Source organism: Streptococcus sp. HMSC074F05 (genome assembly GCF_001808725.1).
GTDB classification, from domain to species: Bacteria; Bacillota; Bacilli; order Lactobacillales; family Streptococcaceae; genus Streptococcus; species Streptococcus parasanguinis_I.
Genome location: NZ_KV794401.1, coordinates 19,374 through 34,626 on the forward strand (window position 1 = coordinate 19,374; position 15,253 = coordinate 34,626).

A 15,253-nucleotide genomic window follows, 5' to 3' on the forward strand; every position below is an offset into this window, starting at 1 on the left:
GATTGAAAAGGTTTGGGGAACCTTTTCAACCTTTTTTAAATAGTCTGAGTTCTTTCCCACTCCCTTTCTGCTGGTTATGAAGACCTTAATCTGGGTAGATGTAGGTGACGGTTCCCCAGATGGGGTTGGTTGGATCGAACCAACCACGGAAGTTGTCGATATAGCGATGGCCGTTGTAGTTAGCCTCTTGGATCTGAATTTTTTGGTCATGTTCGACGTCTGTAACCAAGGCAACATGGCCATATCCCCCATTGTCCCAACAGGCGATGGCACCGACCTCTGGAGTGTCTCCTGTCCGGAATCCCGCAGCGCGTGCGCTAGCTGCCCACATGCCGCCATTTCCCCACCAGTTGTGGGCCCAAGGGGCTAATTCTTTGGCTCCCCAGGTGCACTCACCAATGGGGTAGGTGTTTCCCGGATGTGTCGCGAGTGGAGTGAGCTTTGGCTTTGCCTTTTCTACTTGAAATGTAGTGGGGAATAGCCCTTTTAGTTGTCCCTGGCTTTTCTGATAGACATGTAGGTGAAATAGCCCGCTTCCCTTGTGTTTTTGAGCTTGAAAGCGCAGTTGGAAATGTCTAGGTGCGATCTTCTTTGCGGGATACCAGACTAAATCATCCTGCCCATTTTCTTCAGACCAGATGGGGAATACAATCTCGTCAACGTCTTCGAACAACTTTAGGTCTACCTCAAATTCTTGTGAGGAGATGGGTGTGATCGTAATCTTGGGTTGGGAAGAGGCGAGGTCTTTTTGCTGGACTCTGGTCGTGAGAGGGTAAAGACCGGTTAACTGTTCATTTGCCTCCACCCCATAGACATGGACATGATAAAGTCCGGCTTGATCAGAATGGTTGGTCAATGGCACTTGTAGGTCAAATCCCTTGTCACTGCGTTCCACAGGATACCAAGTCAGGTCATCTTGGCCATTTTGGTCAGACCAGATGGGAACTTGGATCTTATGATACTTATCCGGGACATTTCCAAGATGAATCATCAGCTGCCCTTTTTCGGCATAGATCGCATTGGTCGCTTGATCTGCATGGGCAATAGAGGCTTGCATCCCCCATGTCGCACAAGTCAGTACGACAAATTTTTTGATCGTTTGCATAATACTCCTTTTCGTCAATTAGTAGGTCTCACCTATACTATTCGGAAAAAAATGAGAAATAGGAGAAAATAGCAAAAAATGTTTGGATTCTACTGGAAATAGGAGACTTTTGCTGAAATCATTAGAATAAAACGAACGATTATGATATAATTTAATAAAATAATTCGCAAAAGAGGTTCGAGATGAAACTTTTGGTTGTTGGATCTGGCGGTCGTGAGCATGCGATTGCTAAGAAATTGTTGGAGTCTAGAGACGTTGAGCAGGTTTTTGTGGCTCCTGGTAATGACGGGATGACATTGGACGGTCTTGATTTAATCAATATCGGAATTTCCGAACATTCTAAGCTGATTGACTTCGCAAAAGCGAACGATATTGCTTGGACCTTTATCGGTCCAGATGATGCCCTTGCAGCTGGTATCGTGGATGATTTCAATGCGGCTGGACTCAAAGCCTTTGGTCCGACCAAGGCTGCGGCTGAGCTTGAGTGGTCTAAGGATTTTGCAAAGGAAATCATGGTCAAATACGACGTTCCGACAGCAGCCTATGGGACTTTTTCAGATTTCGAAGAAGCCAAGGCCTACATCGAGGAAAAAGGTGCTCCAATCGTCGTCAAGGCAGACGGCTTAGCTCTTGGGAAAGGTGTCGTCGTTGCGGAGACGGTTGAGCAAGCCGTCGAAGCCGCTCACGAGATGCTTTTGGACAATAAATTTGGGGACTCTGGTGCGCGTGTGATCATCGAGGAATTCCTTGACGGGGAAGAGTTCTCTCTCTTTGCCTTTGTCAATGGGGACAAGTTCTACATCATGCCAACAGCTCAGGACCACAAACGTGCCTACGATGGTGACAAGGGTCCTAACACTGGTGGAATGGGTGCCTATGCGCCAGTTCCTCACTTGCCACAGAGCGTGGTTGACACAGCGGTTGACACCATTGTCAAGCCAGTTCTTGAAGGCATGATCAAAGAAGGGCGTCCGTACCTAGGTGTCCTTTACGTGGGGCTAATCTTGACAGCTGATGGACCGAAAGTCATCGAGTTCAACGCTCGTTTTGGAGATCCTGAAACGCAAATCATCTTGCCTCGTTTGACATCTGACTTTGCGCAAAATATCACTGACATTTTGGATGGCAAAGAGCCAGCCATCACTTGGACGGACAAGGGTGTGACATTGGGCGTGGTTGTAGCCTCAAACGGCTACCCACTCGCTTATGAGAAGGGTGTCAAACTTCCAGCCAAGACAGATGGGGACATCATCACTTACTATGCTGGTGCCAAATTCGCTGAAAATAGCCAAGACCTCCTCTCAAACGGCGGACGTGTCTACATGCTGGTCACAACCGCAGACACCGTCAAAGATGGTCAAAATATCATCTATAACCAACTCAACAAACAAAACACAGAAGGCCTCTTCTACCGAAACGATATTGGTAGTAAGGCTAACAAATAAAACTCTTTGAAAACCTTCGATTGCCTGTGTTAAAGCTCCTTGCTGAACGTTAGTTCTATCTTCGTCGCTTTGCCTTGTCACTCTGTGGTTTTCTTCGAGTTTTCAAATATCATTGCTATTTTAGGCGACGAAGTCGCCAAACCCGATAATGGTCGCCGTGGTGAAAAGACCAGAACAGTTTCTGTTCTGGTCGGGGGAAACATTGAAACCTTAGGCTCAATGTTTAGGAATGAAACCGAAGGTTTGCTTCCGTCCCCACCACCTAAGACCATTATCAAAAAAGGAGAAAAAATGAAACCAGTAATTTCCATTATCATGGGCTCAAAATCCGACTGGGCAACCATGCAAAAAGCCGCTGAAGTCCTCGACAACTTCGGTGTCGCTTACGAAAAGAAAGTTGTTTCCGCACATCGGACGCCGGACCTCATGTTCAAACATGCCGAAGAAGCACGTAGCCGTGGCATCAAGGTCATCATCGCAGGTGCGGGTGGCGCTGCTCACTTGCCAGGTATGGTTGCTGCTAAAACAACTCTTCCAGTCATCGGGGTACCTGTCAAGTCTCGTGCCCTTAGCGGTGTGGATTCTCTTTATTCTATCGTTCAGATGCCAGGTGGTGTACCTGTCGCAACCATGGCTATCGGTGAAGCTGGTGCGACTAATGCAGCCCTCTTTGCCCTTCGTCTCCTCTCAGTAGAAGACAAGGGCATTGCGGATGCGCTTGCTAACTTTGCTGAAGAACAAGGAAAAATCGCAGAGGAGTCTACAAATGAGCTCAACTAAAACCATTGGTATCATCGGTGGTGGCCAGCTCGGTCAGATGATGGCTATCTCAGCTATCTACATGGGCCACAAGATTATCACCCTTGATCCTGCAGCAGATTGTCCATCTTCTCGTGTGGCGGAAATCATCGTGGCCCCTTACGACGACGTAGATGCTCTTCGTCAGTTGGCGGATCGCTGTGATGTTCTCACTTATGAATTTGAAAATGTGGATGCTGACGGTTTGGATGCTGTTATCAAAGATGGTCAGCTTCCTCAAGGGACAGACCTACTCCGCATCTCTCAAAATCGAATCTTTGAGAAGGACTTTCTTTCTAACAAGGCCCAAGTCACTGTAGCACCATACAAGGTCGTGACCTCAAGCCAGGATTTGGCAGATATCGACCTGTCGAAAAACTATGTCCTCAAGACGGCGACCGGTGGTTATGATGGCCATGGTCAAAAGGTTATTCGTTCAGAAGCAGATTTGGAAGAAGCCTATGCGTTAGCTGATTCAGCAGACTGCGTTTTAGAAGAGTTTGTCAACTTCGACCTTGAAATTTCTGTCATCGTATCTGGAAATGGCAAGGATGTGACAGTCTTCCCCGTTCAGGAAAATATCCACCGTAACAACATTCTTTCAAAAACCATTGTGCCTGCTCGCATTTCAGAAAGTCTAGCTGAAAAAGCCAAAGCCATGGCAGTACGAATTGCAGAACAGCTTAACTTGTCTGGAACTCTCTGCGTGGAAATGTTTGCAACCGCTGATGACATCATTGTCAACGAAATTGCTCCACGTCCACACAACTCAGGCCATTACTCGATTGAAGCTTGTGACTTCTCCCAATTCGACACCCATATCTTGGGTGTTCTCGGAGCACCACTTCCAGCAATCCAGCTTCATGCGCCTGCTGTTATGCTCAATGTTCTCGGCCAACACGTCGAGGCTGCTGAAACATATGTGACAGAAAATCCAAGCGCTCACCTCCACTTATATGGTAAACTAGAAGCAAAGCACAACCGCAAAATGGGACATGTGACTTTGTTTAGTGATGTGCCAGATGAGGTTGAGGAGTTTGGGAAAGGGATTGATTTTTAAGTGAGAATAGCGATTCTAGGACTTGGAGTCATCGGGACCACTTATGCCTACGCCTTTCAAAAAGCAGGCCATCAAGTGGAACACGTGCTGAGAGATAGTAAGAAAAGCACAGCTCCGAAGGAGTTGTCGGTTGATCTGCTAGATGGTCGCTATCATTCCAAGGGTGAGAACAAGCATGATACCTATGAGGTTCATGTGGCGGAAGCTGATTCGGAATATGATTTTATTTTTCTGAGTGTGCGTCATGGGTGTGTCAAAGAAGCTGTGGAGACCTTGCGAAAAAATAATATCAAAGGTACCCTTGTTTTCTTCTGCAATTTCTGGGATACTCGAAAAGAGGTCCAAGAGTGGGCAGGGGATTACGACTATATTCTGGCCTTTCCGACAGCTGGAGGTCACATGCAGGAGGACCATTTGGATGGTGTCTTGTTTGACCATTTAATGCTAGAAGCTGAGCAAAAAGCACACATTTCTAACTATTCTGATTTGACGACTTTACTGACTTCTGCAGATTTGAAGTGGGAAGTGCCTCATGATATGGTCGAGTGGATTTGGATTCATATGGCGATTAATGCGGGTGTTACTTCGACAGCTGCTCGTTCAGGGAATCTGGAAAATCCAGAAGAATTGGCTCTGAACTTGATGAATAGTTCTTCGGAATTATCATTAGCTATCAAGGCCATTCGAGAAGCTTTGAAAGTTGTAGAAGCGCGTGGTGTGAATTTGAAACTTTATAAGGCAGAACTCTTACCCTACAAAATTCCGGCTTGGATAGCCGGCAAAGCCATGAAAGTTATGTTTGCGAAAAATGAGCTAACCCGAAAAATCATGACCTTACACAATGATAAACAGGACATCTTCTATTGTTGTCAAAGTGTTTATCAGACTGGTCAGGAGTTAGGTGTGAAGATGCCTATTCTGGAAGCAAATATGAAGGGCATTTCGATTTAGGAGGTTTTATGATTCAACTCATCGTCAACGCATTTGTCGAAAAAGAGAAGACAGGAGCAGTCGTCGAAGTCTTGTATGCTAGTAGTGATCACGAAAAGGTGAAAGCTAAGTATGAAGAGCTAGTTGCACAATATTCTGAAAACTATTTAGCCATCTATGATCTGCCTCTGGATACGGATTTGAATACACTCGATCACTATCCATCGGTGTGGATTGGAAAAGAAGAATTTGAATAAAACGACTGTTGGTTGCTAACTGATGTGAAACATCAAAAGAAAGGAAAATAATAATATGATCGAACGTTACTCTCGCCCAGAAATGGCGAACATTTGGACTGAAGAAAATAAATACCGTGCTTGGCTTGAGGTGGAAATCTTGGCTGACGAAGCCTGGGCTGAGTTGGGGGAAATCCCTAAGGAAGATGTGGCTTTGATTCGCGAAAAAGCGGACTTTGACATCGACCGTATTCTTGAAATCGAGCAGCAAACGCGTCACGATGTGGTGGCCTTCACACGTGCGGTTTCTGAAACGCTTGGTGAAGAACGTAAGTGGGTTCACTATGGTTTGACTTCTACTGACGTGGTAGATACGGCCTATGGTTACCTATACAAACAAGCCAACGACATCATCCGCAAGGACCTTGAAAACTTCCTCAACATCATCGCTGACAAAGCGAAAGAACACAAGTTCACTATCATGATGGGTCGTACCCACGGTGTGCACGCTGAGCCGACAACATTTGGTTTGAAATTGGCGACTTGGTACAGCGAAATGAAGCGCAACATCGAGCGTTTCGAGCATGCGGCTGCTGGCGTGGAAGCTGGTAAGATTTCTGGTGCGGTTGGGAACTTTGCCAACATCCCACCATTCGTTGAAAAATACGTCTGCGATAAATTGGGTATCCGTGCTCAAGAAATCTCTACACAGGTCCTTCCTCGTGACCTTCATGCTGAGTACTTTGCAGTTCTTGCGAGCATCGCAACTTCTATCGAGCGGATGGCAACTGAAATCCGTGGTCTTCAAAAATCTGAACAACGTGAAGTGGAAGAATTCTTTGCCAAAGGTCAAAAAGGATCTTCAGCAATGCCTCACAAGCGCAACCCGATCGGTTCTGAAAACATGACCGGTCTTGCGCGTGTGATCCGTGGTCACATGGTCACAGCTTACGAAAATGTGTCACTCTGGCATGAGCGTGATATCTCTCACTCATCAGCTGAGCGTATCATCGCACCAGACACAACCATCTTGATTGACTACATGCTCAACCGTTTTGGAAACATCGTTAAGAACTTGACAGTCTTCCCAGAAAACATGATCCGCAACATGAACTCTACATTTGGTTTGATCTTCAGCCAACGTGCCATGTTGACTTTGATTGAAAAAGGCATGACACGTGAGCAAGCTTACGACCTTGTTCAACCGAAGACTGCTCAATCATGGGATAACCAAGTAGACTTCAAACCACTTCTTGAAGCAGATCCAGAAGTGACTTCTCGTCTCACTCAAGAAGAAATCGACGAAATCTTCAACCCAAGCTACTACACCAAACGGGTGGATGAAATTTTTGAACGCATCGGTTTGGGTGACTAATCGCAACGAAAAAGGGAATTTGAAAAATAGACGAAAGAGGCTGGGCAAAAACTGTCCAGCCTTTGATGTTTGATAAGAATAACTGCAAGACGCAGTGGTTGATTGCTCAAAGCACTGCTTTGAGGTGGTGGATAGGAGTTGTGAAGCAAGTATCCTAAGTCTTTGTTCGCTTATGAAGCTCCAAAGATGACCTATGGTGACGGAAGCAATGTTTCCTTGATCTGCAGCCTTCAACAGTCTCCCAGACTGTTGAAGCTATGAGGGGGTGGGAAGATCGAAAAGGTTCGGGGAACCTTTTCGATCTTTTTTAATTCTTCAGAGTTCTTTCCCACTCCCTTTTTAAACTTTTTATAGCTAAACTATCACTAATTATATATATTTTTAAAGAGGTCTTTAGAAATCGTTTTCAACATGCTATACTGGAGTTATAAAAAAGACCGAGATGTCTCAGTCTTTTTGGTTCTTAGTGATCGCGGTCACAGGAGATGAACTTGATCTTGTAGTAGTCACCGCGTTTATAGGTTTCCGTGTATTCAAGGATTTGGCCAGTCGCTTCTAGCTTGGTCGTCTTCACTTGTTTGACCGTTGGGAAATTTTCGTCGATCTTCAATACTTTAGCAACCTTGCTTGGTGTAGGAAAGACGATTTCGTTGACTTCTTCGAAGTGCTCGTCATTCATATGAATGTGGTAGTCTTCTTTGAAGCGATCATAGATAGAGCTGTAGTATTCCAAATTTGGATAGTTTGGATTGATGTATTGTTCAGGAACATAGGTTTGGTGGAAGATATAGGTATCATCCCCTGTCTGGCGAGTCCGTTCGATCTTATAGTAGAATTGCGTTGGGTTGAGGCCTAGTTTGTCTAGGATGCTTAAGGTATTTCCACGTTTAATAGAGAGAACTTTGACTTTGGCCTTTTGGATTGGGAAGGTTTCAACATCTGAAAATTCAACCAGTTTGTGTTTTCGAGCACGAGAAACAAAGGTTCCTTTTCCTTGCTGGCGGACAATGTAACCATCAGCAGCGAGGTCGTTCAAAGCACGGACAACGGTGATAGAGCTGACATCATAAATTTTAATGAGTTCAGCTTCAGTATAAAATTTATCTCCATTTTCAAATTTTCCGGAGATAATTTGCTGCTTCAATTCATCTTTGATGTGTTGGTACTTTGGAATTGCCATAGTGCTACCTCTCTTTAGATTTCTCTTATTTAACCCTATTTTAACATATTTTTTATAAAAGTGTTGACATTTTTTAAATAATTTATTATATTAATAAATGAAAAGGGTTACATATAAGAAAGGGGGGCGTTTATGGGAGTTTTTGAGATTCGCGATGCTTTCTATTTAAAAGGTCAACCCTTCAAGATTTTGTCCGGAGCGATCCATTATTTCCGAATTGACCCAGCAGACTGGTATCATTCCTTGTATAATCTAAAGGCTTTGGGGTTTAACACGGTTGAGACCTATGTCCCTTGGAATGCGCATGAACCCCGCAAAGGGCAGTTTGACTTTAGTGGTCGATTGGATCTAGAGCGTTTCATTCAAACCGCCCAATCCCTTGGACTTTACATGATTGTAAGGCCGTCGCCCTTTATCTGTGCAGAGTGGGAATTTGGTGGATTACCAGCCTGGCTCTTGGAAGAAGACCTGCGAATTCGCTCATCAGACCCAGCCTTTATCGAAGCAGTGGATCGTTATTATGATCGCTTGCTTGGGTTGTTAACACCCTACCAAGTGGATCAGGGTGGTCCAATCCTCATGATGCAGGTGGAAAATGAGTACGGCTCTTATGGAGAAGACAAGGATTATCTTCGTGCCATTCGGGATTTGATGAAGGAAAAAGGCGTGACCTGTCCTCTCTTTACATCAGATGGTCCATGGCGAGCAACTCTAAGAGCAGGAACCTTGATCGAAGAAGACCTCTTCGTGACAGGAAACTTCGGTTCCAAAGCAGCCTATAACTTTGGTCAAATGAAAGAATTCTTTGACGAATACGGCAAGAGATGGCCCTTGATGTGTATGGAATTCTGGGATGGCTGGTTTACCCGCTGGAAAGAACCTGTGATTCAAAGGGACCCAGAGGAGTTGGCTGAAGCTGTCCATGAGGTCTTGGAGCTTGGCTCCATTAATCTCTACATGTTTCATGGCGGAACCAATTTTGGCTTCATGAATGGTTGTTCAGCTCGGGGGACGCTTGATTTGCCACAGGTGACGTCCTATGACTATGGGGCTTTGCTCAATGAGCAGGGCAATCCGACGGAGAAGTATTATGCTATTCAAAAAATGATGGCGACCTATTATCCGGAATACCCACAGCAAGAACCGCTCATCAAAGAGTGTTTACCAGAACAGACCTTGCAATTGGCGGCCAAGACTAGTCTTTTTGGGAATCTGGATAATTTGGCTCAAGTCGAGACCAGCCTTTATCCCGAAAAGATGGAAGAGTTGGGGCAAACCACAGGTTATCTCCTATATGAGACAGACCTTGAGTTGGATGCGGAAGAAGAAAGACTGCGCATCATTGATGGTCGGGATCGGGTACAGATTTACCTGGATGATCAACATGTAGCAACGCAATACCAAACAGAGATCGGTGAAGATCTTTTCATCAAAGGAAAAAAGAAAGCGGTTACGAATTTAAAAATCTTGCTTGAGAATATGGGTCGTGTCAACTACGGGCACAAGCTCTTAGCTGATAGCCAGCGCAAGGGCATTCGCACAGGTGTCTGTGTGGATTTGCATTTCCACCTTCATTGGAAGCAGTACCCACTGGATTTACAAGATCTCAGTCAGCTCGATTTTTCAAAGGAATGGCAGGCAGGTGCTCCAGCATTTTACCGATATGATTTTCAGCTGGATCACACCCTTGACGCTTATCTGGATATGACAGGATTTGGGAAAGGGGTCGTCTTTGTCAACGGCCATAACCTTGGTCGCTTCTGGGAAGTCGGACCGACCACTTCACTTTATGTGCCTCATGGCTTCCTCAAAGAAGGAGCCAATAGCCTGATCGTCTTTGAGACAGAAGGGCGTTACCAAGAGACACTTCAACTTGTTCAACAACCTACATTCAAAGAAGTAAAGGGGGAAAACTTATGACTATTGTAGGATGCCGTATCGATGGACGTTTGATCCACGGGCAGGTAGCCAATCTTTGGACTACCAAACTAAATGTTTCACGTATCATGGTGATCGATGATGAAGTCGCTCAAAATGATATTGAAAAAAGTGGCTTGAAACTAGCGACACCACCTGGTGTTAAGCTCAGTATCTTGCCAGTCGCAAAGGCTGCGGAAAATATCTTGGCTGGAAAATATGATAGCCAACGACTCTTTATCGTAGCTCGCAAACCTGATCGTTTCCTTCGTTTGATCGAAGCAGGCGTTCAGCTTGAAACGCTGAATGTCGGCAATATGTCTCAATCTGATGAGACACGTGCGATTACCCGCTCGATCAATGTGGTGGACGCGGACGTGGAAGACTTCAACAAGATCCACGAAAAAGGTGTAAAGATTACGTCTCAGATGGTGCCAAACGACACTGCAGAAGACTTTATGAAGTTATTAAAGTAAAAGAAAATTTTTAGGAGGAAATTGTCATGATACAATGGTGGCAAATTTTACTACTTACTTTGTACTCAGCTTATCAAATCTGTGATGAGTTGACGATTGTTTCATCAGCAGGATCACCAGTCTTTGCTGGTTTCATTACAGGACTTGTCATGGGGGATTTAAAGACAGGTCTATTTATCGGAGCTTCTCTTCAATTGACAGTGCTCGGTGTAGGTACTTTCGGTGGAGCTTCTCGTATTGACGCAACATCTGGTGCCGTTCTTGCGACTGCTTTCTCAGTAGCAAAAGGGATTGATCCAGAGATTGCTATTGCTACAATCGCTGTGCCGGTAGCAACTTTGTTGACCTACTTTGATATTCTTGGTCGTATGACTACAACTTACTTCGCTCACCGTGTAGATGCTGCGATCGAACGTTACGACTATAAAGGAATTGAACGCAACTACCTTCTTGGTGCTGTTCCTTGGGCTCTTTCTCGTGCCCTTCCAGTCTTCTTGGCTCTTGCCTTTGGTGGTTCTTTCGTAGAAACTGTTGTTACAGGTCTTGCTAATGTACAATGGTTGGCAAACGGTCTGAAACTTGCAGGTCAAATGCTTCCAGGTCTTGGATTTGCGATCTTGCTTCGTTACCTTCCTGTTCGTCGTAACCTTCACTACTTAGCACTTGGCTTTGGCTTAACAGCAATGTTGACAGTGCTTTATAGCAATGTTCAAAGCCTTGGTGCTGCAGTGTCTAGCATTGTTGGTTCTGATGTGTTCGCTAAACTTCCAAAAGAACAAGCTATTACTTTTGTTAACAACTTCAAGAGTGTATCTATGATTGGTATTGCCATTATCGGTATCTTCCTTGCAGTACAACACTTCAAAAACAGTCAACGTACAGTCGTAGCTGCTCCAGCAAGCAATGTAGAAAGCGGGGAAATTGAAGATGACGAATTCTAATTACAAACTAACAAAAGAAGATTTTAAACAAATCAACAAACGTAGCCTCTTCACCTTCCAATTGGGTTGGAACTACGAACGGATGCAGGCTTCTGGTTACCTTTATATGCTTTTACCTCAGTTGCGTAAAATGTATGGTGATGGCACTCCAGAATTGAAAGAAATGATGAAATTGCATACGCAATTCTTCAATACTTCACCATTCTTCCACACCATTATCACTGGTTTTGACCTTGCTTTGGAAGAAAAAGATGGTGTCAAATCAAAAGATGCGGTGAACGGGATCAAGACAGGTCTCATGGGACCATTCGCTCCTCTTGGGGACTCAATCTTTGGATCATTGGTACCAGCTATTATGGGTTCAATCGCAGCAACTTTGGCTATTGCAGGAAACCCAGCCGGTATCTTCTTGTGGATCGCTGTGGCAGTTGCTTATGACATTTTCCGTTGGAAACAGTTGGAATTTGCCTATAAAGAAGGGGTTAACCTCATCAACAACATGCAAAGTACCTTGACAGCTTTGATCGACGCAGCTGCCGTTCTGGGTATCTTCATGGTTGGTGCCTTGATTGCCAGCATGATTGGTGTTGAAGTTTCTTGGACTCCACACATTGGGGACAAAGCGATTGAAATTCAAGATATGCTCAACCTTATCTTCCCACGTTTGGTACCAGCAATCATCACAGGTGTAATCTACTGGTTGCTTGGACGTAAGGGTATGAACTCTACAAAAGCTATCTTGCTCATCATCCTTGCAGCAATCGCATTCTCAGCATTTGGCCACTTCTTCTTTGGAATGGCATAATGGAGTAAGGTATGGCAAAAGAGTTAGTATTGGTCAGCCATGGTCGCTTCTGTGAAGAGCTTAAAGCTAGCACAGAGATGATTATGGGACCACAAGAATCCATCCATACGGTTGCACTCTTACCAGAAGAAGGACCAGAAGACTTTACTGCTAAATTTGAAGCAACAGTCCAAGGTCTAGAAGACTATATTGTATTTGCTGATCTATTGGGAGGAACTCCTTGCAACACTGTGAGCCGCTTGATCCTTGAAGGACGTGCGATTGACTTATACGCAGGGATGAATCTTCCGATGGTCATCGAGTTCATCAATAGTAGCCTGACTGGTAATGAAGGGGACTACCCTGAACGTGCAAAAGAAAGTATTGTCAAGGTCAATGACCTCTTGTCAAACCTTGATGATGATGAAGATGAGTAGGTTGGTATGGGAGTCTGGGAGCATCATCTCAGGCTCCTTTCCCATTTATCAACGTTAGATTGTAGAAAGGAACAACAGTTTCTATGTTAGACTATACAAAAGAAGACTTGCAGGAGCTAGGAGCAGAGATCACCACTCGTGAGATCTACCAACAACCAAGTGTTTGGAAAGAAACGGCTCACTTGTACCAAGAAAGAAAAGCGGAAATAAAAGCTTTCTTAGAAAAAATTGGGCAAGAGCATGACTATATCAAGGTCATCTTGACAGGGGCAGGGACCTCAGCCTATGTAGGGGATACCTTGGTTCCTTACTTGCAGGAAGTGCACGATGAACGCCACTGGAATTTTCAATCCATTGCGACGACGGATATCGTAGCTCATCCTCAAACCTATCTCAAAAAAGAAGTGCCGACGGTCTTAGTTTCCTTTGCACGAAGTGGCAACTCACCTGAAAGTGTCGCAACCGTGCAGTTGGCCCAAGACTTGGTCGATGAGCTTTATCAGATCACCATTACCTGTGCAGCTGAAGGAAAACTGGCTTTGCAGGCGCATGGGGATGAGCGCAATCTCTTGCTTCTCCAACCAAAAGAAACCAACGATGCTGGCTTTGCCATGACTTCGAGCTTTACCTCTATGCTCTTGACAGCCCTCTTGGTCTTTGATCCGAGTGAGGAAGAAATCAAGGAAAAACGAGTAGAAGAATTGATTCATCTGTCAGAGCAGGTCTTGGAGAAGGACCGTGAGGTCAAGGAAGTTGTAGATTTAGATTTCGAGCGCGTCATCTATCTAGGAGCAGGACCTTTCTTTGGGCTAGCCCATGAAGCCCAGCTCAAGATTTTGGAATTAACCGCAGGTAAAATCGCAACCATGTATGAGAGTCCTGTCGGTTTCCGTCACGGTCCGAAATCCCTCATCAATGACCAGACCCTCGTCTTGGTCTTTGGCTCCATTGATCCTTATACCCGTCAGTATGATCTGGACTTAGTTCGCGAAGTTGCAGGGGATCAGATTGCCCGTCAGGTCGTTCTCTTGTCTGATCAAGCTGCAGGCATTGAGCATGTACGAGAAGTGTTGGTGGAAGCATCAGCAGACTCTCTAGATATCTACCGTGCCTTCCCATACATTATCTACGGTCAGTTGATTTCTCTCTTGACTTCGCTCAAGGTGCAAAATCGCCCAGACACACCTTCACCGACTGGTACTGTCAATCGGGTTGTACAAGGGGTGATCATTCATCCATTTGATAAAGAATAGCCATTAATTTTCTATAAAAAGTGGAGTGTTTCATCTTATGAAACTGATATAATGGAGAAAAACAGTGAGAGGAGAAGATTTGTGAAACAGTATCAAGAAAGCGTGTTTGGGGAATGGCAGAATCAAGAGGTTCGGGCTTACCGCCTCGAAAATGACAAGGGCTACCAATTATCTGTCATGACCTATGGTGCGACGATTTTAGAATATGTGACACCTGATAAAGAAGACCAGTTTACCAATATCGTCCTAGGTTTTGATCGCTTTGAGGACTATGTGGGCAATAGCCCTAAATATGGGGCTAGTATTGGTCCAGTAGCGGGTCGGATTGCAGGCGCCAGTTTTGAACTCAATGGAGAGACCTATCACTTGGAAGTTAATAACGGTGCCAACTGCAACCACAGTGGGTCGACGGGTTGGGACAGCGCCTTGTTTAGCGTGGAGTCGGTAACGGATCAAGGAATCACTCTCTATACAGAACGGGCGGATGGGACAGGCGGTTTTCCTGGAAATCTCAAGATCTGGGTGACCTATGGTTTAACGGAAGATGGTGAATTCGAGATTGCTTATCGGGTAGAAACGGATCAAGACACCTTGGTCAACCCGACCAACCACAGCTATTTCAACCTATCAGGCAACTTCACTCAGCCAATTCATGACCATGTCTTTCAGATCAATCATAAAGGGCTTTACCCTATCCACCCAGATGGCGTCCCTCTTCAGACCGTAGATAGAGAAAGTCCAATCGTTCAGCATCTCTACCAAGCCATGCTCTTAGAGGATCTCTTTAAGGATTCAGATCCGCAAATCCGCCTGGTAGAAGGATTGGACCATCCTTTCGCTCTACCAGATGGACATGAAAATGCTGGCTTTCTTTACCATCAGCCGTCTGGGCGCTTTTTGACTTTCAAGTCAGAGGCTTCCGCCTTGGTGGTGTATTCTGCCAATTTCGTAGATGAAACCGTTCGTCTGCAAGGCCAACCAATGGTTCAGCACAATGGCTTGGCGCTCGAATTTCAAACAGTGCCAGATGCCATTCACAGTGACCAGGCTGAGAGGGTCATCCTGAGAGCAGGTCAAGTCTTTATCAGTAAGACTAGCTACCATGCCATCGTAAAAAAATAATAAGAAAAGGGGGAGTGGCCAAACAAGGATGTGAAATCTTTGCCTGAGACCTCCTCTTTTTCTCGAAAAAATTTTTTAGAAAAACTATAAGGAAAGTTTAAGCTTCCTATCGTATACTAATACCATCATCAAAGACCTCCTAACTTTGAATGATAAAACTCCTAAAACTTTTTCATAATAATCTCCCTATAAGA

At 44.9% G+C, this 15,253-nt stretch carries 15 protein-coding genes; 13 read left to right on the top strand and 2 right to left on the bottom strand.

What is annotated here, in order from left to right; genetic code table 11:
- Positions 1-85: 85 nt before the first annotated feature.
- Entirely contained in the window at positions 86-1,105 is a 1,020-nt protein-coding gene (locus HMPREF2685_RS00205) for a GBS Bsp-like repeat-containing protein (protein ID WP_031572855.1), read from the bottom strand.
- Positions 1,106-1,287: 182 nt separating this feature from the next.
- Here HMPREF2685_RS00205 and purD point away from each other — a divergent pair, with 182 nt between their 5' ends.
- The 6 genes from purD (at position 1,288) to purB (ending at position 6,949) form a co-directional block, all read left to right on the top strand.
- The gene (gene purD / locus HMPREF2685_RS00210; RefSeq protein WP_031572852.1) at positions 1,288-2,550 is read left to right on the top strand and encodes a phosphoribosylamine--glycine ligase; all 1,263 of its coding nucleotides are present in this window, start codon (positions 1,288-1,290) and stop codon (positions 2,548-2,550) included.
- Positions 2,551-2,841: 291 nt separating this feature from the next.
- Positions 2,842-3,330: a 5-(carboxyamino)imidazole ribonucleotide mutase gene (gene purE, locus HMPREF2685_RS00215; RefSeq protein WP_031572850.1), complete on the top strand. Its 489-nt coding sequence runs from the start codon at positions 2,842-2,844 to the stop codon at positions 3,328-3,330.
- Entirely contained in the window at positions 3,317-4,408 is a 1,092-nt protein-coding gene (gene purK / locus HMPREF2685_RS00220; RefSeq protein ID WP_070464576.1) for a 5-(carboxyamino)imidazole ribonucleotide synthase, read from the top strand. The genes purE and purK overlap by 14 nt, the downstream gene beginning before the upstream one ends.
- Positions 4,409-5,359 (top strand): ketopantoate reductase family protein, encoded by a 951-nt coding sequence (locus HMPREF2685_RS00225; RefSeq protein ID WP_070464580.1) that lies wholly within the window; start codon positions 4,409-4,411, stop codon positions 5,357-5,359.
- Between the two features lie 8 nt (positions 5,360-5,367).
- On the top strand, positions 5,368-5,595 hold the full coding sequence (locus tag HMPREF2685_RS00230; RefSeq protein WP_003009311.1) for a hypothetical protein: 228 nt from the start codon (positions 5,368-5,370) through the stop codon (positions 5,593-5,595).
- Positions 5,596-5,650: 55 nt separating this feature from the next.
- A complete protein-coding gene (purB, locus tag HMPREF2685_RS00235) occupies positions 5,651-6,949 on the top strand; it encodes an adenylosuccinate lyase (RefSeq protein ID WP_031572837.1) in 1,299 nt (432 codons plus the stop codon).
- Positions 6,950-7,412: 463 nt separating this feature from the next.
- Here purB and HMPREF2685_RS00240 read toward each other — a convergent pair whose 3' ends face one another.
- Positions 7,413-8,129 carry a GntR family transcriptional regulator gene (locus HMPREF2685_RS00240; RefSeq protein WP_049472675.1) on the bottom strand — a complete coding sequence of 239 codons (717 nt, stop codon included), beginning with the start codon at positions 8,127-8,129 and terminating at the stop codon, positions 7,413-7,415.
- Between the two features lie 132 nt (positions 8,130-8,261).
- Between HMPREF2685_RS00240 and HMPREF2685_RS00245 the strand changes: the two genes are divergently transcribed.
- The 7 genes from HMPREF2685_RS00245 to HMPREF2685_RS00275 all read left to right on the top strand — a co-directional run bounded on the left by HMPREF2685_RS00245 (position 8,262) and on the right by HMPREF2685_RS00275 (position 15,059).
- Positions 8,262-10,049, top strand: coding sequence for a glycoside hydrolase family 35 protein (locus tag HMPREF2685_RS00245; protein ID WP_070464582.1), 1,788 nt, complete (start codon positions 8,262-8,264; stop codon positions 10,047-10,049).
- A complete protein-coding gene (locus HMPREF2685_RS00250) occupies positions 10,046-10,522 on the top strand; it encodes a PTS sugar transporter subunit IIB (RefSeq protein ID WP_003009322.1) in 477 nt (158 codons plus the stop codon). Before HMPREF2685_RS00245 ends, HMPREF2685_RS00250 begins: the two co-directional genes overlap by 4 nt.
- Before the next feature lie 26 nt (positions 10,523-10,548).
- Positions 10,549-11,463, top strand: a complete 915-nt coding sequence (locus HMPREF2685_RS00255; RefSeq protein WP_023920053.1) for a PTS mannose/fructose/sorbose/N-acetylgalactosamine transporter subunit IIC — start codon at positions 10,549-10,551, stop codon at positions 11,461-11,463.
- Positions 11,450-12,268 (top strand): PTS system mannose/fructose/sorbose family transporter subunit IID, encoded by an 819-nt coding sequence (locus HMPREF2685_RS00260; RefSeq protein WP_023920055.1) that lies wholly within the window; start codon positions 11,450-11,452, stop codon positions 12,266-12,268. The genes HMPREF2685_RS00255 and HMPREF2685_RS00260 overlap by 14 nt, the downstream gene beginning before the upstream one ends.
- Positions 12,269-12,279: 11 nt before the next feature.
- Entirely contained in the window at positions 12,280-12,684 is a 405-nt protein-coding gene (locus HMPREF2685_RS00265; protein WP_003002366.1) for a PTS sugar transporter subunit IIA, read from the top strand.
- A gap of 83 nt (positions 12,685-12,767) precedes the next feature.
- Positions 12,768-13,937, top strand: a complete 1,170-nt coding sequence (locus HMPREF2685_RS00270; RefSeq protein ID WP_070464584.1) for an SIS domain-containing protein — start codon at positions 12,768-12,770, stop codon at positions 13,935-13,937.
- 81 nt (positions 13,938-14,018) lie between these two features.
- Complete coding sequence (locus HMPREF2685_RS00275) at positions 14,019-15,059, top strand: aldose epimerase family protein (protein ID WP_070464587.1); 1,041 nt, start codon at positions 14,019-14,021, stop codon at positions 15,057-15,059.
- Positions 15,060-15,253: the final 194 nt, after the last annotated feature.